The following is a 25,817-nucleotide window of genomic DNA, read 5'->3' on the forward strand; positions in this document are numbered from 1 at the left end:
GTTCAATTGTTTTGCATGGTTGAGGCTCCTACACTGGCAGTATCGAAAACAGTGTCTGGAGTATTACCATGGCCCAATCCCAAGTCATCGCCAAAGTCTCATCCATTACCGGCGAAGCCTTTGCTCGTGACGGTGCTGGCAAGTTGCGGCGCCTCAAGGCTGGGGATGCCATTCGTGAAGGCGAAAGCGTAGTTGCCTCCGATGGCTCCCAGGTGAACTTGGCGTTGGCTGATGGTCGCGAGATGACTGTCCGTCCGGGAGAGGTTGCCAGGCTTGATGCCGAAGTTGGTGCCCCGGTCAAACCAGATGCCGCTGACAGTGCTGTTGCCGACCATGGCAAAGGCGGACTCCAGAAAATTGCCAAGGCTCTGACATCAGGCAACAGTCTCGATGCCCTGCTTGATGAAGACGCGCCGGCCGCTGGTGCGGGGCAGGGTGGCAACGAAGGTCATACTTTCGTTGAGTTTTTGCGTGTGGTTGAGACGGTTGATCCGTTGTCTTATCAGTTTGCTACCAGCCGCGGTGTGCCACTTGAGTCGATCGAGGCTGGTCCTCTTGTTGCTGCCACAGCCGTTCCGGTGCTGGCGGTGAGCGACGTGACGGTGGAAGAAGGCAGCACGGCGGTGTTCACGGTGAGCCTGGACAAGGCCACGGAAAGCGCAGTGACGCTGACGCTGACCCCGGAAATCAAGGTGGGCGACACGGCAGAAGCGAGCGACATCGGTGGCGTGACGAAGGTCAGCTACACGGACGGCACGGGCGAGCACGTGATTGCGGCGAACCCGGACGGCACGTACACGATTCCGGCCGGCGTGCAGACGCTGTCGGTGAGTGTCGGTACGACGAACGATGCGGTCTATGAAGGCAACGAAACCTTCACGCTGAAGGCAGAAGGCACGGTATCCGGCGCCACGCTGACGGCCGCGGAAGGCAAGGGCACGCTGACCGACAACGGCAGCGGTCCGGATGGTGATGATCCGGGCACGACGCCGGACAACGACCTGCCGGTGCTGGCGGTGAGCGACGTGACGGTGGAAGAAGGCAGCACGGCGGTGTTCACGGTGAGCCTGGACAAGGCCACGGAAAGCGCAGTGACGCTGACGCTGACCCCGGAAATCAAGGTGGGCGACACGGCAGAAGCGAGCGACATCGGTGGCGTGACGAAGGTCAGCTACACGGACGGCACGGGCGAGCACGTGATTGCGGCGAACCCGGACGGCACGTACACGATTCCGGCCGGCGTGCAGACGCTGTCGGTGAGTGTCGGTACGACAAACGATGCGGTCTATGAAGGCAACGAAACCTTCACGTTGAAGGCAGAAGGCACGGTATCCGGCGCCACGCTGACGGCCGCGGAAGGCAAGGGCACGCTGACCGACAACGGCAGCGGTCCGGATGGTGATGATCCGGGCACGACGCCGGACAACGACCTGCCGGTGCTGGCGGTGAGCGACGTGACGGTGGAAGAAGGCAGCACGGCGGTGTTCACGGTGAGCCTGGACAAGGCCACGGAAAGCGCAGTGACGCTGACGCTGACCCCGGAAATCAAGGTGGGCGACACGGCAGAAGCGAGCGACATCGGTGGCGTGACGAAGGTCAGCTACACGGACGGCACGGGCGAGCACGTGATTGCGGCGAACCCGGACGGCACGTACACGATTCCGGCCGGCGTGCAGACGCTGTCGGTGAGTGTCGGTACGACGAACGATGCGGTCTATGAAGGCAACGAAACCTTCACGCTGAAGGCAGAAGGCACGGTATCCGGCGCCACGCTGACGGCCGCGGAAGGCAAGGGCACGCTGACCGACAACGGCAGCGGTCCGGATGGTGATGATCCGGGCACGACGCCGGACAACGACCTGCCGGTGCTGGCGGTGAGCGACGTGACGGTGGAAGAAGGCAGCACGGCGGTGTTCACGGTGAGCCTGGACAAGGCCACGGAAAGCGCAGTGACGCTGACGCTGACCCCGGAAATCAAGGTGGGCGACACGGCAGAAGCGAGCGACATCGGTGGCGTGACGAAGGTCAGCTACACGGACGGCACGGGCGAGCACGTGATTGCGGCGAACCCGGACGGCACGTACACGATTCCGGCCGGCGTGCAGACGCTGTCGGTGAGTGTCGGTACGACAAACGATGCGGTCTATGAAGGCAACGAAACCTTCACGCTGAAGGCAGAAGGCACGGTATCCGGCGTCACGCTGACGGCCGCGGAAGGCAAGGGCACGCTGACCGACAACGGCAGCGGTCCGGATGGTGATGATCCGGGCACGACGCCGGACAACGACCTGCCGGTGCTGGCGGTGAGCGACGTGACGGTGGAAGAAGGCAGCACGGCGGTGTTCACGGTGAGCCTGGACAAGGCCACGGAAAGCGCAGTGACGCTGACGCTGACCCCGGAAATCAAGGTGGGCGACACGGCAGAAGCGAGCGACATCGGTGGCGTGACGAAGGTCAGCTACACGGACGGCACGGGCGAGCACGTGATTGCGGCGAACCCGGACGGCACGTACACGATTCCGGCCGGCGTGCAGACGCTGTCGGTGAGTGTCGGTACGACGAACGATGCGGTCTATGAAGGCAACGAAACCTTCACGCTGAAGGCAGAAGGCACGGTATCCGGCGCCACGCTGACGGCCGCGGAAGGCAAGGGCACGCTGACCGACAACGGCAGCGGTCCGGATGGTGATGATCCGGGCACGACGCCGGACAACGACCTGCCGGTGCTGGCGGTGAGCGACGTGACGGTGGAAGAAGGCAGCACGGCGGTGTTCACGGTGAGCCTGGACAAGGCCACGGAAAGCGCAGTGACGCTGACGCTGACCCCGGAAATCAAGGTGGGCGACACGGCAGAAGCGAGCGACATCGGTGGCGTGACGAAGGTCAGCTACACGGACGGCACGGGCGAGCACGTGATTGCGGCGAACCCGGACGGCACGTACACGATTCCGGCCGGCGTGCAGACGCTGTCGGTGAGTGTCGGTACGACGAACGATGCGGTCTATGAAGGCAACGAAACCTTCACGCTGAAGGCAGAAGGCACGGTATCCGGCGCCACGCTGACGGCCGCGGAAGGCAAGGGCACGCTGACCGACAACGGCAGCGGTCCGGATGGTGATGATCCGGGCACGACGCCGGACAACGACCTGCCGGTGCTGGCGGTGAGCGACGTGACGGTGGAAGAAGGCAGCACGGCGGTGTTCACGGTGAGCCTGGACAAGGCCACGGAAAGCGCAGTGACGCTGACGCTGACCCCGGAAATCAAGGTGGGCGACACGGCAGAAGCGAGCGACATCGGTGGCGTGACGAAGGTCAGCTACACGGACGGCACGGGCGAGCACGTGATTGCGGCGAACCCGGACGGCACGTACACGATTCCGGCCGGCGTGCAGACGCTGTCGGTGAGTGTCGGTACGACGAACGATGCGGTCTATGAAGGCAACGAAACCTTCACGCTGAAGGCAGAAGGCACGGTATCCGGCGCCACGCTGACGGCCGCGGAAGGCAAGGGCACGCTGACCGACAACGGCAGCGGTCCGGATGGTGATGATCCGGGCACGACGCCGGACAACGACCTGCCGGTGCTGGCGGTGAGCGACGTGACGGTGGAAGAAGGCAGCACGGCGGTGTTCACGGTGAGCCTGGACAAGGCCACGGAAAGCGCAGTGACGCTGACGCTGACCCCGGAAATCAAGGTGGGCGACACGGCAGAAGCGAGCGACATCGGTGGCGTGACGAAGGTCAGCTACACGGACGGCACGGGCGAGCACGTGATTGCGGCGAACCCGGACGGCACGTACACGATTCCGGCCGGCGTGCAGACGCTGTCGGTGAGTGTCGGTACGACGAACGATGCGGTCTATGAAGGCAACGAAACCTTCACGCTGAAGGCAGAAGGCACGGTATCCGGCGCCACGCTGACGGCCGCGGAAGGCAAGGGCACGCTGACCGACAACGGCAGCGGTCCGGATGGTGATGATCCGGGCACGACGCCGGACAACGACCTGCCGGTGCTGGCGGTGAGCGACGTGACGGTGGAAGAAGGCAGCACGGCGGTGTTCACGGTGAGCCTGGACAAGGCCACGGAAAGCGCAGTGACGCTGACGCTGACCCCGGAAATCAAGGTGGGCGACACGGCAGAAGCGAGCGACATCGGTGGCGTGACGAAGGTCAGCTACACGGACGGCACGGGCGAGCACGTGATTGCGGCGAACCCGGACGGCACGTACACGATTCCGGCCGGCGTGCAGACGCTGTCGGTGAGTGTCGGTACGACGAACGATGCGGTCTATGAAGGCAACGAAACCTTCACGCTGAAGGCAGAAGGCACGGTATCCGGCGCCACGCTGACGGCCGCGGAAGGCAAGGGCACGCTGACCGACAACGGCAGCGGTCCGGATGGTGATGATCCGGGCACGACGCCGGACAACGACCTGCCGGTGCTGGCGGTGAGCGACGTGACGGTGGAAGAAGGCAGCACGGCGGTGTTCACGGTGAGCCTGGACAAGGCCACGGAAAGCGCAGTGACGCTGACGCTGACCCCGGAAATCAAGGTGGGCGACACGGCAGAAGCGAGCGACATCGGTGGCGTGACGAAGGTCAGCTACACGGACGGCACGGGCGAGCACGTGATTGCGGCGAACCCGGACGGCACGTACACGATTCCGGCCGGCGTGCAGACGCTGTCGGTGAGTGTCGGTACGACGAACGATGCGGTCTATGAAGGCAACGAAACCTTCACGCTGAAGGCAGAAGGCACGGTATCCGGCGCCACGCTGACGGCCGCGGAAGGCAAGGGCACGCTGACCGACAACGGCAGCGGTCCGGATGGTGATGATCCGGGCACGACGCCGGACAACGACCTGCCGGTGCTGGCGGTGAGCGACGTGACGGTGGAAGAAGGCAGCACGGCGGTGTTCACGGTGAGCCTGGACAAGGCCACGGAAAGCGCAGTGACGCTGACGCTGACCCCGGAAATCAAGGTGGGCGACACGGCAGAAGCGAGCGACATCGGTGGCGTGACGAAGGTCAGCTACACGGACGGCACGGGCGAGCACGTGATTGCGGCGAACCCGGACGGCACGTACACGATTCCGGCCGGCGTGCAGACGCTGTCGGTGAGTGTCGGTACGACGAACGATGCGGTCTATGAAGGCAACGAAACCTTCACGCTGAAGGCAGAAGGCACGGTATCCGGCGCCACGCTGACGGCCGCGGAAGGCAAGGGCACGCTGACCGACAACGGCAGCGGTCCGGATGGTGATGATCCGGGCACGACGCCGGACAACGACCTGCCGGTGCTGGCGGTGAGCGACGTGACGGTGGAAGAAGGCAGCACGGCGGTGTTCACGGTGAGCCTGGACAAGGCCACGGAAAGCGCAGTGACGCTGACGCTGACCCCGGAAATCAAGGTGGGCGACACGGCAGAAGCGAGCGACATCGGTGGCGTGACGAAGGTCAGCTACACGGACGGCACGGGCGAGCACGTGATTGCGGCGAACCCGGACGGCACGTACACGATTCCGGCCGGCGTGCAGACGCTGTCGGTGAGTGTCGGTACGACGAACGATGCGGTCTATGAAGGCAACGAAACCTTCACGCTGAAGGCAGAAGGCACGGTATCCGGCGTCACGCTGACGGCCGCGGAAGGCAAGGGCACGCTGACCGACAACGGCAGCGGTCCGGATGGTGATGATCCGGGCACGACGCCGGACAACGACCTGCCGGTGCTGGCGGTGAGCGACGTGACGGTGGAAGAAGGCAGCACGGCGGTGTTCACGGTGAGCCTGGACAAGGCCACGGAAAGCGCAGTGACGCTGACGCTGACCCCGGAAATCAAGGTGGGCGACACGGCAGAAGCGAGCGACATCGGTGGCGTGACGAAGGTCAGCTACACGGACGGCACGGGCGAGCACGTGATTGCGGCGAACCCGGACGGCACGTACACGATTCCGGCCGGCGTGCAGACGCTGTCGGTGAGTGTCGGTACGACGAACGATGCGGTCTATGAAGGCAACGAAACCTTCACGCTGAAGGCAGAAGGCACGGTATCCGGCGCCACGCTGACGGCCGCGGAAGGCAAGGGCACGCTGACCGACAACGGCAGCGGTCCGGATGGTGATGATCCGGGCACGACGCCGGACAACGACCTGCCGGTGCTGGCGGTGAGCGACGTGACGGTGGAAGAAGGCAGCACGGCGGTGTTCACGGTGAGCCTGGACAAGGCCACAGAAAGCGCAGTGACGCTGACGCTGACCCCGGAAATCAAGGTGGGCGACACGGCAGAAGCGAGCGACATCGGTGGCGTGACGAAGGTCAGCTACACGGACGGCACGGGCGAGCACGTGATTGCGGCGAACCCGGACGGCACGTACACGATTCCGGCCGGCGTGCAGACGCTGTCGGTGAGTGTCGGTACGACGAACGATGCGGTCTATGAAGGCAACGAAACCTTCACGCTGAAGGCAGAAGGCACGGTATCCGGCGTCACGCTGACGGCCGCGGAAGGCAAGGGCACGCTGACCGACAACGGCAGCGGTCCGGATGGTGATGATCCGGGCACGACGCCGGACAACGACCTGCCGGTGCTGGCGGTGAGCGACGTGACGGTGGAAGAAGGCAGCACGGCGGTGTTCACGGTGAGCCTGGACAAGGCCACGGAAAGCGCAGTGACGCTGACGCTGACCCCGGAAATCAAGGTGGGCGACACGGCAGAAGCGAGCGACATCGGTGGCGTGACGAAGGTCAGCTACACGGACGGCACGGGCGAGCACGTGATTGCGGCGAACCCGGACGGCACGTACACGATTCCGGCCGGCGTGCAGACGCTGTCGGTGAGTGTCGGTACGACGAACGATGCGGTCTATGAAGGCAACGAAACCTTCACGCTGAAGGCAGAAGGCACGGTATCCGGCGCCACGCTGACGGCCGCGGAAGGCAAGGGCACGCTGACCGACAACGGCAGCGGTCCGGATGGTGATGATCCGGGCACGACGCCGGACAACGACCTGCCGGTGCTGGCGGTGAGCGACGTGACGGTGGAAGAAGGCAGCACGGCGGTGTTCACGGTGAGCCTGGACAAGGCCACAGAAAGCGCAGTGACGCTGACGCTGACCCCGGAAATCAAGGTGGGCGACACGGCAGAAGCGAGCGACATCGGTGGCGTGACGAAGGTCAGCTACACGGACGGCACGGGCGAGCACGTGATTGCGGCGAACCCGGACGGCACGTACACGATTCCGGCCGGCGTGCAGACGCTGTCGGTGAGTGTCGGTACGACAAACGATGCGGTCTATGAAGGCAACGAAACCTTCACGCTGAAGGCAGAAGGCACGGTATCCGGCGTCACGCTGACGGCCGCGGAAGGCAAGGGCACGCTGACCGACAACGGCAGCGGTCCGGATGGTGATGATCCGGGCACGACGCCGGACAACGACCTGCCGGTGCTGGCGGTGAGCGACGTGACGGTGGAAGAAGGCAGCACGGCGGTGTTCACGGTGAGCCTGGACAAGGCCACGGAAAGCGCAGTGACGCTGACGCTGACCCCGGAAATCAAGGTGGGCGACACGGCAGAAGCGAGCGACATCGGTGGCGTGACGAAGGTCAGCTACACGGACGGCACGGGCGAGCACGTGATTGCGGCGAACCCGGACGGCACGTACACGATTCCGGCCGGCGTGCAGACGCTGTCGGTGAGTGTCGGTACGACAAACGATGCGGTCTATGAAGGCAACGAAACCTTCACGCTGAAGGCAGAAGGCACGGTATCCGGCGCCACGCTGACGGCCGCGGAAGGCAAGGGCACGCTGACCGACAACGGCAGCGGTCCGGATGGTGATGATCCGGGCACGACGCCGGACAACGACCTGCCGGTGCTGGCGGTGAGCGACGTGACGGTGGAAGAAGGCAGCACGGCGGTGTTCACGGTGAGCCTGGACAAGGCCACGGAAAGCGCAGTGACGCTGACGCTGACCCCGGAAATCAAGGTGGGCGACACGGCAGAAGCGAGCGACATCGGTGGCGTGACGAAGGTCAGCTACACGGACGGCACGGGCGAGCACGTGATTGCGGCGAACCCGGACGGCACGTACACGATTCCGGCCGGCGTGCAGACGCTGTCGGTGAGTGTCGGTACGACAAACGATGCGGTCTATGAAGGCAACGAAACCTTCACGTTGAAGGCAGAAGGCACGGTATCCGGCGCCACGCTGACGGCCGCGGAAGGCAAGGGCACGCTGACCGACAACGGCAGCGGTCCGGATGGTGATGATCCGGGCACGACGCCGGACAACGACCTGCCGGTGCTGGCGGTGAGCGACGTGACGGTGGAAGAAGGCAGCACGGCGGTGTTCACGGTGAGCCTGGACAAGGCCACGGAAAGCGCAGTGACGCTGACGCTGACCCCGGAAATCAAGGTGGGCGACACGGCAGAAGCGAGCGACATCGGTGGCGTGACGAAGGTCAGCTACACGGACGGCACGGGCGAGCACGTGATTGCGGCGAACCCGGACGGCACGTACACGATTCCGGCCGGCGTGCAGACGCTGTCGGTGAGTGTCGGTACGACAAACGATGCGGTCTATGAAGGCAACGAAACCTTCACGCTGAAGGCAGAAGGCACGGTATCCGGCGTCACGCTGACGGCCGCGGAAGGCAAGGGCACGCTGACCGACAACGGCAGCGGTCCGGATGGTGATGATCCGGGCACGACGCCGGACAACGACCTGCCGGTGCTGGCGGTGAGCGACGTGACGGTGGAAGAAGGCAGCACGGCGGTGTTCACGGTGAGCCTGGACAAGGCCACGGAAAGCGCAGTGACGCTGACGCTGACCCCGGAAATCAAGGTGGGCGACACGGCAGAAGCGAGCGACATCGGTGGCGTGACGAAGGTCAGCTACACGGACGGCACGGGCGAGCACGTGATTGCGGCGAACCCGGACGGCACGTACACGATTCCGGCCGGCGTGCAGACGCTGTCGGTGAGTGTCGGTACGACGAACGATGCGGTCTATGAAGGCAACGAAACCTTCACGCTGAAGGCAGAAGGCACGGTATCCGGCGCCACGCTGACGGCCGCGGAAGGCAAGGGCACGCTGACCGACAACGGCAGCGGTCCGGATGGTGATGATCCGGGCACGACGCCGGACAACGACCTGCCGGTGCTGGCGGTGAGCGACGTGACGGTGGAAGAAGGCAGCACGGCGGTGTTCACGGTGAGCCTGGACAAGGCCACGGAAAGCGCAGTGACGCTGACGCTGACCCCGGAAATCAAGGTGGGCGACACGGCAGAAGCGAGCGACATCGGTGGCGTGACGAAGGTCAGCTACACGGACGGCACGGGCGAGCACGTGATTGCGGCGAACCCGGACGGCACGTACACGATTCCGGCCGGCGTGCAGACGCTGTCGGTGAGTGTCGGTACGACGAACGATGCGGTCTATGAAGGCAACGAAACCTTCACGCTGAAGGCAGAAGGCACGGTATCCGGCGCCACGCTGACGGCCGCGGAAGGCAAGGGCACGCTGACCGACAACGGCAGCGGTCCGGATGGTGATGATCCGGGCACGACGCCGGACAACGACCTGCCGGTGCTGGCGGTGAGCGACGTGACGGTGGAAGAAGGCAGCACGGCGGTGTTCACGGTGAGCCTGGACAAGGCCACGGAAAGCGCAGTGACGCTGACGCTGACCCCGGAAATCAAGGTGGGCGACACGGCAGAAGCGAGCGACATCGGTGGCGTGACGAAGGTCAGCTACACGGACGGCACGGGCGAGCACGTGATTGCGGCGAACCCGGACGGCACGTACACGATTCCGGCCGGCGTGCAGACGCTGTCGGTGAGTGTCGGTACGACGAACGATGCGGTCTATGAAGGCAACGAAACCTTCACGCTGAAGGCAGAAGGCACGGTATCCGGCGCCACGCTGACGGCCGCGGAAGGCAAGGGCACGCTGACCGACAACGGCAGCGGTCCGGATGGTGATGATCCGGGCACGACGCCGGACAACGACCTGCCGGTGCTGGCGGTGAGCGACGTGACGGTGGAAGAAGGCAGCACGGCGGTGTTCACGGTGAGCCTGGACAAGGCCACGGAAAGCGCAGTGACGCTGACGCTGACCCCGGAAATCAAGGTGGGCGACACGGCAGAAGCGAGCGACATCGGTGGCGTGACGAAGGTCAGCTACACGGACGGCACGGGCGAGCACGTGATTGCGGCGAACCCGGACGGCACGTACACGATTCCGGCCGGCGTGCAGACGCTGTCGGTGAGTGTCGGTACGACGAACGATGCGGTCTATGAAGGCAACGAAACCTTCACGCTGAAGGCAGAAGGCACGGTATCCGGCGCCACGCTGACGGCCGCGGAAGGCAAGGGCACGCTGACCGACAACGGCAGCGGTCCGGATGGTGATGATCCGGGCACGACGCCGGACAACGACCTGCCGGTGCTGGCGGTGAGCGACGTGACGGTGGAAGAAGGCAGCACGGCGGTGTTCACGGTGAGCCTGGACAAGGCCACGGAAAGCGCAGTGACGCTGACGCTGACCCCGGAAATCAAGGTGGGCGACACGGCAGAAGCGAGCGACATCGGTGGCGTGACGAAGGTCAGCTACACGGACGGCACGGGCGAGCACGTGATTGCGGCGAACCCGGACGGCACGTACACGATTCCGGCCGGCGTGCAGACGCTGTCGGTGAGTGTCGGTACGACAAACGATGCGGTCTATGAAGGCAACGAAACCTTCACGCTGAAGGCAGAAGGCACGGTATCCGGCGCCACGCTGACGGCCGCGGAAGGCAAGGGCACGCTGACCGACAACGGCAGCGGTCCGGATGGTGATGATCCGGGCACGACGCCGGACAACGACCTGCCGGTGCTGGCGGTGAGCGACGTTTTGGTTCACGAAGGGGATACCCTGCACTTCATCTTGAATACGGGGACTGCTTCGTCTACCGACAGTGTCGTTACCTTCACGGTGGGTGGTGCATCCTCTGATACGGTTGAAGCCGATGATTACTCCTTGCCGATTACTGTTTTCATCGGTGGGGTTCCGGTGGCGGTGACTCATGTTTCCGGCGGCACTTACAGTTTTACCATGCCATCAGGGGCAACCAGTGCTGATGTTGCGATCAATAGCAATCCCGATGGTTCGTTGGAGGGAGTTGAGCAACTGGCCGTCAGTGCGACGCTCAGCGGCGAGGTAAATGGTATTCCTTTCAACTCTTCGGCCGGAGCGACGGGTTACATTTCCGATGCCAACATGGCACCGTCTGGCCAAGACTCGACGATCAGCCTGAATGAGGACGCGTCCTACGCTCTCAAGGCGAGCGATTTCGGATTTGTTGATTCGGATGGCGGAAATCTGCTCAGCATTTTGGTTGGTCCTACCTCTGCGGGGACTTTGTATTTGAATGGTTCGGCAGTAACTGGGCCGGTTACCGTGACGTTGGCAGAGCTGAATTCCGGTTTGTTGACTTTCGAGCCGGTGGCCAATGCAAACGGCAGCCAGTACGCCACGTTCAATTTCCAGGTCAAGGATGATCAAGGGACAATCAACGGTGGGCAGGATATCGACCAGACGGCGAACACAATCACGTTCAATGTCGTTCCGGTCAATGATGCACCGACGACGACGCCGGTCACGCTGACGGCGATTGCGGAAGACAGCGGTGCGCGGGTCATCACGCAGGCCCAGTTGCTGGGGAATGCAGCGGATGTCGAAGGGAACACGCTGACGGCGTCGAACCTGACGATCACGAGCGGCAACGGCACGCTGGTGAACAACGGCAATGGCACCTGGACCTACACGCCGGCGCTGAACGACGACACGAATGTCAGCTTCAGCTACACGATCACGGACAACGGTACGACGAATGGTGTGTCGGATCCGAAGAGCGTGGCTGGTTCGGCAACGCTGGACATCACGCCGGTCAATGATGCACCGACGACGACGCCGGTCACGCTGACGGCGATTGCGGAAGACAGCGGTGCGCGGGTCATCACGCAGGCCCAGTTGCTGGGGAATGCAGCGGATGTCGAAGGGAACACGCTGACGGCGTCGAACCTGACGATCACGAGCGGCAACGGCACGCTGGTGAACAACGGCAATGGCACCTGGACCTACACGCCGGCGCTGAACGACGACACGAATGTCAGCTTCAGCTACACGATCACGGACAACGGCACGACGAATGGCGTTTCGGATCCGAAGAGCGTGGCTGGTTCGGCAACGCTGGACATCACGCCGGTCAATGATGCACCGACGACGACGCCGGTCACGCTGACGGCGATTGCGGAAGACAGCGGTGCGCGGGTCATCACGCAAGCCCAGTTGCTGGGGAATGCAGCGGATGTCGAAGGGAACACGCTGACGGCGTCGAACCTGACGATCACGAGCGGCAACGGCACGCTGGTGAACAACGGCAATGGCACCTGGACCTACACGCCGGCGCTGAACGACGACACGAATGTCAGCTTCAGCTACACGATCACGGACAACGGTACGACGAATGGCGTGTCGGATCCGAAGAGCGTGGCTGGTTCGGCAACGCTGGACATCACGCCGGTCAATGATGCACCGACGACGACGCCGGTCACGCTGACGGCGATTGCGGAAGACAGCGGTGCGCGGGTCATCACGCAGGCCCAGTTGCTGGGGAATGCAGCGGATGTCGAAGGGAACACGCTGACGGCGTCGAACCTGACGATTACGAGCGGCAACGGCACGCTGGTGAACAACGGCAATGGCACCTGGACCTACACGCCGGCGCTGAACGACGATACGAATGTCAGCTTCAGCTACACGATCACGGACAACGGCACGACGAATGGCGTGTCGGATCCGAAGAGCGTGGCTGGTTCGGCAACGCTGGACATCACGCCGGTCAATGATGCACCGACGACGACGCCGGTCACGCTGACGGCGATTGCGGAAGACAGCGGTGCGCGAGTCATCACGCAGGCCCAGTTGCTGGGGAATGCAGCGGATGTCGAAGGGAACACGCTGACGGCGTCGAACCTGACGATTACGAGCGGCAACGGCACGCTGGTGAACAACGGCAATGGCACCTGGACCTACACGCCGGCGCTGAACGACGACACGAATGTCAGCTTCAGCTACACGATCACGGACAACGGTACGACGAATGGTGTGTCGGATCCGAAGAGCGTGGCTGGTTCGGCAACGCTGGATATCACGCCGGTCAATGATGCACCGACGACGACGCCGGTCACGCTGACGGCGATTGCGGAAGACAGCGGTGCGCGAGTCATCACGCAGGCCCAGTTGCTGGGGAATGCAGCGGATGTCGAAGGGAACACGCTGACGGCGTCGAACCTGACGATCACGAGCGGCAACGGCACGCTGGTGAACAACGGCAATGGCACCTGGACCTACACGCCGGCGCTGAACGACGACACGAATGTCAGCTTCAGCTACACGATCACGGACAACGGCACGACGAATGGCGTGTCGGATCCGAAGAGCGTGGCTGGTTCGGCAACGCTGGACATCACGCCGGTCAATGATGCACCGACGACGACGCCGGTCACGCTGACGGCGATTGCGGAAGACAGCGGTGCGCGAGTCATCACGCAGGCCCAGTTGCTGGGGAATGCAGCGGATGTCGAAGGGAACACGCTGACGGCGTCGAACCTGACGATCACGAGCGGCAACGGCACGCTGGTGAACAACGGCAATGGCACCTGGACCTACACGCCGGCGCTGAACGACGACACGAATGTCAGCTTCAGCTACACGATCACGGACAACGGTACGACGAATGGTGTGTCGGATCCGAAGAGCGTGGCTGGTTCGGCAACGCTGGACATCACGCCGGTGAATGACGCGCCAACGACGACGCCGGTCACGCTGACGGCGATTGCGGAAGACAGCGGTGCGCGGGTCATCACGCAGGCCCAGTTGCTGGGCAATGCAGCGGATGTCGAAGGGAACACGCTGACGGCGTCGAACCTGACGATCACGAGCGGCAACGGCACGCTGGTGAACAACGGCAATGGCACCTGGACCTACACGCCGGCGCTGAACGACGACACGAATGTCAGCTTCAGCTACACGATCACGGACAACGGTACGACGAATGGTGTGTCGGATCCGAAGAGCGTGGCTGGTTCGGCAACGCTGGACATCACGCCGGTGAATGACGCGCCGACGACGACGCCGGTCACGCTGACGGCGATTGCGGAAGACAGCGGTGCGCGGGTCATCACGCAGGCCCAGTTGCTGGGCAATGCAGCGGATGTCGAAGGGAACACGCTGACGGCGTCGAACCTGACGATCACGAGCGGCAACGGCACGCTGGTGAACAACGGCAATGGCACCTGGACCTACACGCCGGCGCTGAACGACGACACGAATGTCAGCTTCAGCTACACGATCACGGACAACGGTACGACGAATGGTGTGTCGGATCCGAAGAGCGTGGCTGGTTCGGCAACGCTGGACATCACGCCGGTGAATGACGCGCCGACGACGACGCCGGTCACGCTGACGGCGATTGCGGAAGACAGCGGTGCGCGGGTCATCACGCAGGCCCAGTTGCTGGGCAATGCAGCGGATGTCGAAGGGAACACGCTGACGGCGTCGAACCTGACGATCACGAGCGGCAACGGCACGCTGGTGAACAACGGCAATGGCACCTGGACCTACACGCCGGCGCTGAACGACGACACGAATGTCAGCTTCAGCTACACGATCACGGACAACGGTACGACGAATGGTGTGTCGGATCCGAAGAGCGTGGCTGGTTCGGCAACGCTGGACATCACGCCGGTGAATGACGCGCCAACGACGACGCCGGTCACGCTGACGGCGATTGCGGAAGACAGCGGTGCGCGGGTCATCACGCAGGCCCAGTTGCTGGGCAATGCAGCGGATGTCGAAGGGAACACGCTGACGGCGTCGAACCTGACGATCACGAGCGGCAACGGCACGCTGGTGAACAACGGCAATGGCACCTGGACCTACACGCCGGCGCTGAACGACGACACGAATGTCAGCTTCAGCTACACGATCACGGACAACGGTACGACGAATGGTGTGTCGGATCCGAAGAGCGTGGCTGGTTCGGCAACGTTGGACATCACGCCGGTAGACGATCCGATTGGTGTGACGGGTATTGGCGTCGCAACTGGTGATGAAACGGTGTACGAAAAGAATCTGTCCGCCGGAACTTCCCCTGATGCGGCAGCACTGACGCAAACTGGAACCTTCGCCATTCAGGCAATTGACGGTGTTTCGTCGCTAAATGTTGGCGGTACGATTCTTTCCCTCGCCCAACTGCAGACGGCAGCTACCTTCCCTGTTGTGGTTGATACGCCTTATGGTGCGCTGACCTTGACGGGCTACTCTGGCAATACGCAGGGTGGTACGGTCAACTACTCCTATCTGTTGCAAACTAATGTCGATAACGATACTCAGGCCGGTGCGACGACTTCTGGCTATGTCGAGTCTATTGCCGTTACCGTAACTGATACTGATGGTGATACGGCTGCGTCTTCGGTCAAGATCAATATCGTTGATGATGCGCCGGTCACGCATGATGCTTCCAATAACATCTATGTCGGCGTCGATCTCATCAATGTCAATGACTTGAAGGCTGGTTGGCAGAATTCAACCTATTCGAGTGGTACGGGTACGACGGGAAATACCGATGCCGATGCTTACGTTGATACGCTTACCTGGGGTACTGCACAGAATGGTGGTTCGAGGTCCGGCTATACGTTGGTCGACAACACCGCATATACCAGTGCGGCTGGGACAGTTGTACAGCAAGGCACGTTGATCAAGCTGGCTGATTTCACCCATAACAACTTCCCTGTTTCAGGTGGCTCGCTGACCGGAACCGATTTGATCATGACGATGGATGTTGTGATCAACGGAATCTCGACACCTGTCTCGTTCACTGTCCATCTCACCCATACGGAGACACCCAATACCGGTACTGCCGATCAAAATCGCGACATCATCACTTTGCCGACTCAATCAGTGTCAGTGAATATCAATGGGCAACCCTACGTGGTTAAGCTTGATGGTTTCCGGGATTCCTCCGGTAATGTCGTGAATACCATTTATACCAACGAGAGTGCTTCCAATGTCTATGGTGTGTATGGATCCATCGTGACAACCGATGCCTTGCCGTCGGCTACCGGGAATGTTCTGCATGAAAATGGTGCAGATGCCTCGGCGACGAACGTTGTTTGGGATGCGGTTACCAGCACCTACGGATCGTTCGTCGGTAATTCTGACGGAAGCTACACCTTCGTCATGAATGATGCGACACGTAATTCTCTGACTGCGGGTCAATCGTTGTCGATAACTTATGGCTATACGGTAACTGACAACGATGGTGACGCCTCGCACAGCGTCCTGACCATCAATGTTGGCGGGTATCAGAATATCGAAGGTAGTTCTGCCGCCAATACGCTGACAGGTACGGCTGCCAACGAGATGTTGATGGGCTACGCCGGCAATGACTCCCTGGTTGGCGGTGCGGGCAACGATGTGCTGGTTGGTGGTGCCGGTACGGATACCCTGACTGGCGGCACTGGTGTTGATGTGCTGAAGTGGAATCTGGGTGAAACCGGTAGTGATAATGTTGTCGGCTTCGGCAGTGCTGCGGGTACGGATATTCTTGACCTGCGTGACCTGCTGGTTGGCGAGTCTCATGCCGGGACGAATGCTGGAAACCTTGCTAACTTCCTGCACTTCACCTATGACTCTGGCACTGGTAACACGACGCTTAGCGTTCATGCGACCGGTAGTGCAACTGTCAATCAGACCATCATCCTGCAAGGGGTTGATTTGGGTGCAACCGGAACCAATGATGCAACGGTTATTCAGAATCTGCTGACCAATGGCAAGCTGATTGTTGATTGATAGTCTTTAGAGTTAGCAAAAAGGGGCGGATTTTCCGCCCCTTCAGACTGCTGACGAACCCCCGATTTTTCGGGGGTTTTGTTTTTCTGTTTTGGAATTCGGGCGTTTTTCGGATTCAGGCCGAAACAAGGCGGATTCTGGAATTCTCGTGGTGGAGCGCCATCGGCAGGTAATTGCGGGCGAAGTCGGCCGCAAACAGGGCCTGCCCGAGGATTTTGGCCAATAAGGCTGCCGCCTTGCGGGCCAGCAACAGGGCCATCTTCTTCATGTTCTGACAGGCCGCCGAGAGCAGGCACTGCGCTTGCACCTTGGCCAAGCCGCGGAAGCGGGCGTAACGGTGGCCGTGCAACTCCTTGGCATCGGCAAAGCTGCGCTCCACTGTTTCCTTGCGCCGGGCGTACAGCCGTTTGCCCAGGTCGCTCAGGCGATTGGCGTTGATCGCTTCCTTGAAACCTTCCCAGAGATGCCGGGTCACGAGCTTCTGATGATTCCGGCTCTGCGTGCACTGCCCGCGCACGCCACAATCAGCGCAACGGGCGGGATTCGAGGCATATTCCCGATAGCCCAGCCGGTTGGTCGTCCGGTACGGCAGAACCTCCCCGGCCGGGCAGCGGTAGCAGTCCTGGACCGCATCGTAGAGATAGTCCCGCTTGTAGAAATAGCCATCGCGGTGTGTGGGTCGCTTGTAGCCCATCACCCCGAACAGTGCCCGCTCGAGAATGCCCTTGCAGACTTGCGGGGTGAAATACCCGGCATCGAGCCCGACGGCGCCCACGGCCAGATCAAAGCGCTCCATGACCCGGTCCAGGCGGGCCAGATAGGGCTGGCTGTCATGGACATTGCCCGGCGTGACATGGGTATCGACGATCAGGGCATGCACGCCATCGACAGTCCGGTGATCCAGATAGAAGAAGCCGGTCGGCTTGTTGTCGCGGGCCATGAAACCTGCGTCGGGATCGACCGTGCTGACCTTGACCTCCTTCAGTGGCGGTGTCGAATCATCGTCATCACGCTTGAGCGGCTTCTTGCCCGCGGCGGCACGATCCGCTTCGATGGCTGCATCCAGCTCGGCCAAATAGGCCGCCGGCGTTTGCTCGACCTGATGCACCTCGAAGTGCCGTTTGTTGGCATTCGCCTTCAGATGCGTGCTGTCCGTGTAAAGCACCCGCCCGCCAATCAGCTTGTGCTCAATGGCTTGCTCGACAATCCCGTCAAAGATGCGTTGCTCAATGTCCGTCCCGACAAAGCGGCGACGCCGATTCTGCGACAGCGTCGAGGCATCCGGCACTTTGTCCGTCAGCCGAAAGCCGAGAAACCAGCGGTAAGCCACATTGACCTCGATTTCCTTCACCAGCCGTCGCTCGGAGCGAATCCCGAACAGGTAGCCAATGAACAGCATCTTGAACAACACCACCGGATCAATCGCCGGTCGGCCATTGTTCTCGCAATACAGGTGCTGGGTCGCTTCACGAATGAAATCAAACCGGATGTGCTGGTCGAGCAGCCGGAGCAAGTGGTCTTTCGGGACCAATTGCTCCAACGTCACCATCTCCAGTTCCGTTTGGGCAGGGTAGGCAGGCTTGAGCATGCCTGCATTATAAAAAAATAAAGCCCCCAATCGCTTGGAGGCTTTGTCAGCGGTCTGAGGGGCGGTTTTTCCGCCCCTTTTTTTATTTTTAGTTGTCTGCGAATTGAACCGGCTGGCCCGTCTTCAACTATCGTGTGCCCGCAAGCCAGCGACATCGGGAATGCAGATCTTGCGTCCCTTGACGACAATCAGCCCGAGTTCGCTCAGTTCATGCAGGATGCGGGAAAAGTGTTCCTGGGTGAGGTTCAGGCGGGAGGCGATGATGCCCTTGCTGGTCGGCAGGGTGACGGCAATGTCGTTATCTGCCGTTGCATCTTCCGGAATGTCGCGCAGCAGGTAGCCGATGATGCGCTGCTTGCCGGAACGCAGGGAATAGGATTCGACGTCGTTCATCAACTGGTGCAGGCGCACCGCCATGCCGGCCAGCATCTTGCGGCAGAGGCGGGGGTCGCGCTCCAGTTCGGCGTAGATCACGGCTTTGGGGATGTGCAGCAGCAGCGAGTCGCTGAGGGCCTGGGCGAAGACGATGTAGGGCTTGTCCATGAACATGATGGCTTCGCCGAAGCTTTGTCCCTGGCTGATGATTTCGACGACCTTCTCGTTGCCTTGCGACGAAGTGAAAGCCAGTTTGATCTGGCCGTAGACCAGCAGGTGAAAGCCGGTGCAGGGGTCGCCCTTGTGAAACAGGATGTCGCCCTTTGCCGCCTGGCTTTCGCGCGCGGAGGCGGCAATGCGGGCAATTTCCTCCGGCGCCAGGCCGTTGAACAGTGGCAGGTGGGAAAGAAGGGCCTCGATGTTGATACGCGGATTGGCTGCCATGGGAGCTCGCTGGAAAGTGTCGCTGGATGGTGGCATTGCCCCGTCCGGCGAGCAATACCTCTTTCGGACTAGATGCGGATCACCGTCGGAGATACTCCCGCTGGCGGTATACTCCGTCACCCTCTCTCTGGATGAACTTCATGGCCGCACCCAACGATAATGTCAGCATGGCGCTGTTCTGCGATTTCGAAAATATCGCGCTTGGCGTCCGTGACGCCCAGTACGAAAAATTCGATATCCGCCCGGTTCTCGAGCGTCTGCTCGCCAAGGGCAGCATCGTCGTCAAGAAGGCCTATTGCGACTGGGAGCGTTACAAGGGCTTCAAGGCCGCGATGCACGAGGCCAATTTCGAGCTGATCGAGATCCCGCATGTGCGCCAGTCCGGCAAGAACTCGGCCGACATCCGCATGGTGGTTGATGCGCTCGACCTCTGCTACACCAAGTCGCACGTCGATACCTTCGTGATCATCTCCGGCGATTCCGACTTCTCGCCGCTGGTTTCCAAGCTGCGCGAAAACGCCAAGCGGGTGATCGGCGTCGGCGTCAAACAGTCCTGTTCCGACCTGCTGGTCACCAATTGCGACGAATTCATCTACTACGACGACCTCGTGCGCGACCGCGACTCCAGCCGTGGCGGCCAGCGCCGCGAGCGCGAGAAGCGTTCGCCGGAAGAAGAAGCCAAGCGCAGCGAAAAGCAGGAAGAGCGCAAGAGCAAGGCGGTCGATATCGTCTCCACCACCTTCGTCGACCTGATCGCCGATCGCGGCGAGAGCGAGCGCATCTGGGCTTCGGTGCTCAAGGAAGTGGTCAAGCGCCGCAACCCCGGTTTCAACGAAAACTATTACGGCTTCCGCTCTTTCGGCAACCTGCTGGAAGAAGCGGCCGGCCGCGGTTTGCTCGGCTTCGGCCGTGACGACAAGGGGGCCTATGTTTTCCGTGCGCCACAGCGTCCGGCCGTTGCTGAAACAGAGAGTGCCGGCGAAGTCCCTGCCGTCGCCGAAGTGCCAGCGGTCGACGTCACGGAAACGGCAAAAACCGAAACGCCAGCGTCCGAAGTCGAGACTTCCGGCAATCCGCGTCGCCGCGGTGGTCGCCGTTCGCGCAACGGCAAGGACAGAACGGCTCAGGCGGAAGTCGTCGTTGCGAACGAGGCTGTCGAGCTTGCCGCGCTCGAAGCGCCGGCATCGGTGAGCGAAGCCGCCGCCGTGGCACCCGTTGCGCCGGAGTCAGCAGAAAGCGTCGAGGCCAAGCCGCGGCGTGGTGCCCGCAGGCCGCGCAAGGCTGCCGAGCCGGCTAAGGTCGACATGCCGGTGGCAGTCGAGGTGGCGGCAGCGGTCGACCCTGCGCCGAAGGAGAAAAAGGCGGCCAGCCGCAAGGCCAAGGACGGCGAGAAGAGCCCGGCCAAGCCCAAGGATGCTAAGCGTCCGGCCCGTACCCCGCGGGCACGCAAGCCGAAGGCGAGCGAGGCTGCAGAGAGCTGAGCCTCCCCGGAGATGCAGCAAGGGCAGCGCGAGCTGCCCTTTTTTTGTCTGCCGTCCTCAGATCACCTGCAGCAGCTTGCTGCGCAGCGATTCGGCCTCGCGTTTGCCTTCACGTGTCATCACGATGGTGTGATACCACTCGTCGTAGAGCGCCCGCAGACCCGCATGGCCGGCCGCCTCCTCGATGCGGTCGAGCAGCGAACTTGCACCGAGTGTGCCGTTGAAGGCTTTCAGCGTGTTGGTCATGAAATTGCGTGCCCGCTGCAGGTCGACCGGGTCGTGGTCGCCCGGCAATTCGCGAAAGGCGGTAATCGATGGCAGCGGCGCCTGTACGGCCACATTCTGCCCGCCCTTGTCGGTCAGGCCGGCAAGTTCGATGTAGCCTTCCTCCTCCAGCATGCCCAAGGTGTGTTGCAAGTCGTCGGATTGCAGCATGCCGCGCAATTCGTCGACACTGCGTTTGCCATCCACAAAAATCAGCACCCGTCGGACGCGGGGCGTCAGCCCCCCGGCCTTGGTGGCGATTTCGTCATGCCCCTTCGGGGTCTTGGCGAAAACAACGCCCATGGTTTGTCTCCAGTGTTTTTATGAAATTCTGCGGGGCATTGTACACAAAGAAAAACCCGCCGGAGGGCGGGTTTTTTCGGGTCCGGCGAACGACAGGATCAGGCGGCGGCTTGCACCGGGATCTTGTGGCCGCGACGGACGATGCGGTTCTGCGAATCAACGTAAATCAGCTCCGGCTCGTGCTTGGCCAGTTCGACTTCGTTATAGACCGCAAAGGTCGCAATGATCAGGATGTCGCCAGGTGCAGCACGGCGGGCAGCCGAGCCGTTGACGGAGATGACGCCAGAACCACGTTCAGCACGAATTGCATAGGTGGTGAAACGCTCGCCATTGTTTACGTTCCAGATGTCGATCTGTTCGTATTCCTTGATGTTGGCGGCTTCGAGCAGGTCTTCATCAATGGCACAGGAACCCTCGTAGTGCAGGTCGGCGTGGGTTGCTGTCACGCGATGCAACTTGGATTTCAGCATTGTTCTCTGCATGGTTTCACTCATCCAGATGGTTGGGGGATGCGAATTGTAGCCCCTACAAAACCGCTGTCAACGATCTTTTTATGCCCGGCGGAAGGGCGTCAAATCTCAATGTTATCAATGAGCCGTGTTGTTCCCAGTCGGCTGGCGGCAAGCACGACCATTGGGGCGTCTACGCCTTTCGGCATAGACAGGTCGGACTGTTGTCGCACTGCAACATAATCGCTCTGCCAGCCGGCAGCGGTCAACGCATCCAGCGTGCCTTTTTCCAGTTTCGCGATGTCGGTTTCGCCATTGCGCAGGGCGTCGCGAATGCGGTTCAGCTCGCGATACAGGCGCGGCGCCTCGGCGCGTTGCTCCGTTGTCAGGTAACCGTTGCGTGATGAAAGGGCCAGGCCGTCCTCGGCGCGTACCGTTTCGCCGCCGATGATGTCGATCGGCAGGGCCAGCTGGCGCGTCATGTTGCGAATCACCATCAGCTGCTGGTAATCCTTCTTGCCGAACAGTGCAGCCTGTGGCTGGACAATGTTGAACAGCTTGAGGACCACGGTGGCGACGCCGCGGAAGTGGCCGGGGCGAAATTCGCCGTCGAGGATGTTCTGGATGGCCGGTGGCTCAACCAGATATTCTTGCGGCTCGGGGTAGAGGTCAGCCTCGGTCGGTGCGAACAGCACGTCAACGCCGGCGGCGGCCAGTTTGTCGCAGTCGGCCTGGAAGGTGCGCGGATACTTGTCGAAGTCCTCGTTCGGGCCGAACTGGATGCGATTGACGAAGATGCTGGCAACCACGGTGTCGCCATGGGCGCGCGCCTGGGTCATCAGGCTGATGTGACCGGCGTGCAGGTTGCCCATGGTCGGCACGAAAACAACGCGGCCGCGTCCCTTGAGCGCCGCACGCAGGTCGGCGATGCTGGAATGGATTTGCATGTGAATACTCGCTGCGAAATTAGCCGGCGTAGGTATGTTCCGGACCCGGATAGCTGCCATCCTTGATGGCGGCAACGGCACGGCTGGCGGCATCGGCAATGCTGCTGGCGCCATCCATGAAATTGCGGACAAACTTGGCCTTCTTGCCGGGGGGGATGTCGAAGGCGTCGTGCAGCACCAGTACCTGGCCGGAGCAGTCGCGGCCGGCGCCGATGCCGATGGTGATGATGTTGAGGTCGGCGGTGACTTCGCTCGCCAGCTGGGCCGGGATCGCTTCCAGCACGAGCATGGTCGCACCGGCACGCTGCAGGGCCTGCGCATCATCCTTCAGGCGTTGCGCGGCGGCTTCGCCCTTGCCCTGGACCTTGTAACCGCCCAGCGCATGCACCGACTGCGGCGTCAGGCCGAGATGGCCGCAAACGGGGATGCCGCGGTGGGTCAGGAATTCGACCGTGGCTGCCATTTCCTGGCCGCCTTCGAGCTTGACCATCTGGGCGCCCGCGGCCATCAGGGTCACCGCATTGCGGAAGGCCTGTTCCGGCGATTCCTGGTAACTGCCGAAGGGCATGTCAGCGATGATGAAGGGGCGGTCGCTGCCGCGCTTGACGGCGGCGGTGTGGTAGGCGATGTCGGCGACAGTGACCGGCAGCGTCGTGTCATGTCCCTGGATGACATTGCCCAGCGAGTCGCCGATCAGCAGCGTCTCGACGCCGGCACCGTCGAGCAGACGGGCGAAGCTGGCGTCGTAGCAGGTGAACATGCTGACCTTTTCGCCCGCCTGGTAGAGCTTGGCGAGGTCGGCCTGGGTCAGGCGGCGGGTGACGACTTGTGCAGACATTCAGGTCCTGAAAACGAAATAGACAGCGCCTAGGATACACAGGGCAGCCCACAGGTAGTCAAGCTTCAGCGGCTGATCCATGTAAAAAATCACGAAAGGCACAAAAACGGCGAGGGTGATGACTTCCTGCAGGATCTTGAGCTGGCCGAGGCTCATCTCGGTGTGGCCGATGCGGTTGGCCGGCACCTGGATCAGGTACTCGAACAGTGCGATGCCCCAGGAAAACAGCGCGGCAATCCACCACGGCTTGTCATTGAGGTTTTTCAGGTGCGAATACCAGGCGAAAGTCATGAAGACATTCGACAAAGCAAGCAGGATCACCGTCTGCCAGAGAACCGGCAGGTTGAAACCAGGGAAATTCACAGGCGGACGATGCCCTGGTTGGCGACGGCCGGCAGCCAGGCAGCGATGCTGCCGCGGCCGGGGATGACCAGGTCGGGGGAGATTTCAGCCAGCGGCTGCAGGACGAAGGCGCGCAGGTGCAGGCGCGGATGCGGTAATTGCAGGCGCGGCAGGTCGAGAAACTGGTCGTTGTAGAGCAGCAGGTCGAGATCGAGCGTGCGCGGGCCGTTTTTCTCGGCACGCAGGCGACCGAAGCGGTTTTCCAGGTCGAGCAGCGCGTCGAGTAGGCTTTCCGGCGCCAGCGTTGTTTCCAGTGCAGCGACGGCGTTGATGAAGTCGGGCTGGTCGGCAAGGCCGACCGGTGCCGTGCGGTACAGCGACGAGGTATGCACGACGCGGCTTTCCGGCAGGTTGGCCAGGGCACCGAAGGCAGCGCGGACGGTGCTCGCCGGGTCGCCGAGGTTGGCGCCCAGCGCGACGTAGGCGAGGTTCATTCGGCGCTGCTGGATTCGCCGCCCGCGGCCGCAGGCTTCTTGCGCCGGCGGCGGCGTTTCTTGTCGGCAGCCTGTTCCGGCAGCAGCATTTCTGCCCTTTCTTCACCGTCGACCGCCTGGAAGCGCGTCCACCAGTCCGCGACTTCCATGTCGAGCTCACCGGACTCGGCGCGCAACACGAGGAAGTCGTAGCCGGCGCGGAAGCGCGGCTGCTCGAGCAGGGCGTAGGGGCGCTTGCCGGCGCGCTGTTCGAAGCGCGGTTGCAGGGCCCAGATGTCCTTGATGTCGCCGGCGATGCGGCGCGTGATGGCGAGCTTTTCGCCCTGCACGTCGAGCACCGTGTCCATGGCCTGGTAAAGCGCCGGGATCTTGGCTTCGCCCTTGTTCTTGAGCTTTTCCCAGTGTGCCAGCACTTCGTGCCAGAGCAGTGTCGCGAACAGGAAACCGGGCGAGATGCCCTTGCCCTTGCGTACGCGGGCATCGGTGTTGGCGAGCGAGAGCATGATGAATTTCTCGCCCATCGGCTGGTCGAGAATGACGTCGAGCAGCGGCAGCAGGCCGTGATGCAGGCCTTCGTCGCGCAACTGGGTGATGCACTTGACGGAATGGCCCGAGGTCAGCAGTTTGAGCATTTCGTCGAAGAGGCGGGCAGCCGGCACGTTTTCGAGCAGCACGGCCATCTCGCGGATAGGCTTCTTGGCTTCCGGGTCGATCGACAGGCCGAGCTTGGCGGCGAGACGCACGGCACGCAGCATGCGCACCGGGTCTTCGCGGTAGCGGGTGCGCGGCTCGCCGATCATGCGCAGGGTTTTCTGCTTGAGATCGCCGACGCCGTGGTGATAGTCGATGACCGCTTCGGTGGCCGGATCGTAATACAGCGCATTGGCGGTGAAGTCGCGGCGGGCGGCATCCTCGGCATGGCTGCCGAAGACGTTATCGTGCAGCACGCGGCCGTGTTCGTCGGTTTTCGTCTTCTCGTCCAGGGTGCCGCGGAAGGTGGTGACCTCGAGGGTTTCCTGGCCCATCATCACATGCACGATCTGGAAGCGGCGGCCGATGATGCGGGCGCGGCGGAAGTGGCGACGCACTTCTTCCGGCGTGGCATCGGTGGCGATGTCGAAATCCTTCGGCTCGGCGCCGATCAGCAGGTCGCGTACGGCGCCGCCGACGACATAGGCCTTGTGGCCGTGTTCCTGCAGGGTTTCGCAAACACGCCGGCTGCCGGAACTGATCCGGTCGCGGGTGATGCCGTGGGTGGAGACGGGGATGACGGCCGGCTCATGGTGGCCGGCCCTGGGTTTTTTGCCGCCTAGAACGCGGGAAATGAATTTGCGGATCACTTATTACCGATCATTGAGCGCTTGCTGCGCTGCGGAAAAGAAGCGATTCTACCG

General features: G+C 62.3%; 11 protein-coding genes. 2 read left to right on the top strand and 9 right to left on the bottom strand.

Annotated features, from left to right (window positions below):
- Positions 1-68 precede the first annotated feature (68 nt).
- Positions 69-16,898 carry a cadherin-like domain-containing protein gene (locus KI612_RS05665; RefSeq protein ID WP_226442848.1) on the top strand — a complete coding sequence of 5,610 codons (16,830 nt, stop codon included), beginning with the start codon at positions 69-71 and terminating at the stop codon, positions 16,896-16,898.
- A gap of 115 nt (positions 16,899-17,013) precedes the next feature.
- Here KI612_RS05665 and KI612_RS05670 read toward each other — a convergent pair whose 3' ends face one another.
- The gene (locus KI612_RS05670; RefSeq protein WP_226440886.1) at positions 17,014-18,486 is read right to left on the bottom strand and encodes an IS1182 family transposase; all 1,473 of its coding nucleotides are present in this window, start codon (positions 18,484-18,486) and stop codon (positions 17,014-17,016) included.
- Between the two features lie 123 nt (positions 18,487-18,609).
- The gene (locus KI612_RS05675) at positions 18,610-19,305 is read right to left on the bottom strand and encodes a Crp/Fnr family transcriptional regulator (RefSeq protein WP_226442849.1); all 696 of its coding nucleotides are present in this window, start codon (positions 19,303-19,305) and stop codon (positions 18,610-18,612) included.
- A 140-nt stretch (positions 19,306-19,445) separates the two neighbouring features.
- Here KI612_RS05675 and KI612_RS05680 point away from each other — a divergent pair, with 140 nt between their 5' ends.
- Positions 19,446-20,786 (top strand): NYN domain-containing protein, encoded by a 1,341-nt coding sequence (locus tag KI612_RS05680; RefSeq protein ID WP_226442850.1) that lies wholly within the window; start codon positions 19,446-19,448, stop codon positions 20,784-20,786.
- Between the two features lie 57 nt (positions 20,787-20,843).
- Here the strand turns inward: KI612_RS05680 and KI612_RS05685 are convergent, their stop codons facing one another.
- The 7 genes from KI612_RS05685 to pcnB all read right to left on the bottom strand — a co-directional run bounded on the left by KI612_RS05685 (position 20,844) and on the right by pcnB (position 25,763).
- Positions 20,844-21,353: a hypothetical protein gene (locus KI612_RS05685; protein ID WP_226442851.1), complete on the bottom strand. Its 510-nt coding sequence runs from the start codon at positions 21,351-21,353 to the stop codon at positions 20,844-20,846.
- Between the two features lie 98 nt (positions 21,354-21,451).
- Positions 21,452-21,823: an aspartate 1-decarboxylase gene (gene panD / locus KI612_RS05690; RefSeq protein ID WP_264180423.1), complete on the bottom strand. Its 372-nt coding sequence runs from the start codon at positions 21,821-21,823 to the stop codon at positions 21,452-21,454.
- 101 nt (positions 21,824-21,924) lie between these two features.
- Positions 21,925-22,749: a pantoate--beta-alanine ligase gene (gene panC / locus KI612_RS05695; protein ID WP_226442852.1), complete on the bottom strand. Its 825-nt coding sequence runs from the start codon at positions 22,747-22,749 to the stop codon at positions 21,925-21,927.
- A gap of 19 nt (positions 22,750-22,768) precedes the next feature.
- Positions 22,769-23,587, bottom strand: a complete 819-nt coding sequence (gene panB, locus KI612_RS05700) for a 3-methyl-2-oxobutanoate hydroxymethyltransferase (RefSeq protein WP_226442853.1) — start codon at positions 23,585-23,587, stop codon at positions 22,769-22,771.
- Entirely contained in the window at positions 23,588-23,878 is a 291-nt protein-coding gene (locus KI612_RS05705) for a DMT family protein (protein ID WP_404818094.1), read from the bottom strand.
- Positions 23,879-23,946: 68 nt separating this feature from the next.
- Positions 23,947-24,423, bottom strand: coding sequence for a 2-amino-4-hydroxy-6-hydroxymethyldihydropteridine diphosphokinase (folK, locus tag KI612_RS05710; protein ID WP_226442855.1), 477 nt, complete (start codon positions 24,421-24,423; stop codon positions 23,947-23,949).
- Positions 24,420-25,763: a polynucleotide adenylyltransferase PcnB gene (pcnB, locus tag KI612_RS05715; RefSeq protein ID WP_226442856.1), complete on the bottom strand. Its 1,344-nt coding sequence runs from the start codon at positions 25,761-25,763 to the stop codon at positions 24,420-24,422. The genes folK and pcnB overlap by 4 nt, the downstream gene beginning before the upstream one ends.
- Positions 25,764-25,817 lie beyond the last annotated feature (54 nt).

Origin of the sequence: Quatrionicoccus australiensis (assembly GCF_020510525.1) — a bacterium.
Lineage (GTDB): Bacteria > Pseudomonadota > Gammaproteobacteria > Burkholderiales > Rhodocyclaceae > Azonexus > Azonexus australiensis_B.

Excerpts from the sequence above, each read along its gene's own strand:
- KI612_RS05685 (WP_226442851.1), bottom strand. The coding sequence starts at position 21,353 with ATGGGCGTTGTTTTCGCCAAGACCCCGAAGGGGCATGACGAAATCGCC.
- KI612_RS05680 (WP_226442850.1), top strand. The coding sequence starts at position 19,446 with ATGGCCGCACCCAACGATAATGTCAGCATGGCGCTGTTCTGCGATTTC.
- KI612_RS05705 (WP_404818094.1), bottom strand. The coding sequence starts at position 23,878 with ATGACTTTCGCCTGGTATTCGCACCTGAAAAACCTCAATGACAAGCCG.
- KI612_RS05675 (WP_226442849.1), bottom strand. The coding sequence starts at position 19,305 with ATGGCAGCCAATCCGCGTATCAACATCGAGGCCCTTCTTTCCCACCTG.
- panC (WP_226442852.1), bottom strand. The coding sequence starts at position 22,749 with ATGCAAATCCATTCCAGCATCGCCGACCTGCGTGCGGCGCTCAAGGGA.
- panD (WP_264180423.1), bottom strand. The coding sequence starts at position 21,823 with ATGCTGAAATCCAAGTTGCATCGCGTGACAGCAACCCACGCCGACCTG.
- KI612_RS05670 (WP_226440886.1), bottom strand. The coding sequence starts at position 18,486 with ATGCTCAAGCCTGCCTACCCTGCCCAAACGGAACTGGAGATGGTGACG.
- folK (WP_226442855.1), bottom strand. The coding sequence starts at position 24,423 with ATGAACCTCGCCTACGTCGCGCTGGGCGCCAACCTCGGCGACCCGGCG.
- KI612_RS05665 (WP_226442848.1), top strand. The coding sequence starts at position 69 with ATGGCCCAATCCCAAGTCATCGCCAAAGTCTCATCCATTACCGGCGAA.
- panB (WP_226442853.1), bottom strand. The coding sequence starts at position 23,587 with ATGTCTGCACAAGTCGTCACCCGCCGCCTGACCCAGGCCGACCTCGCC.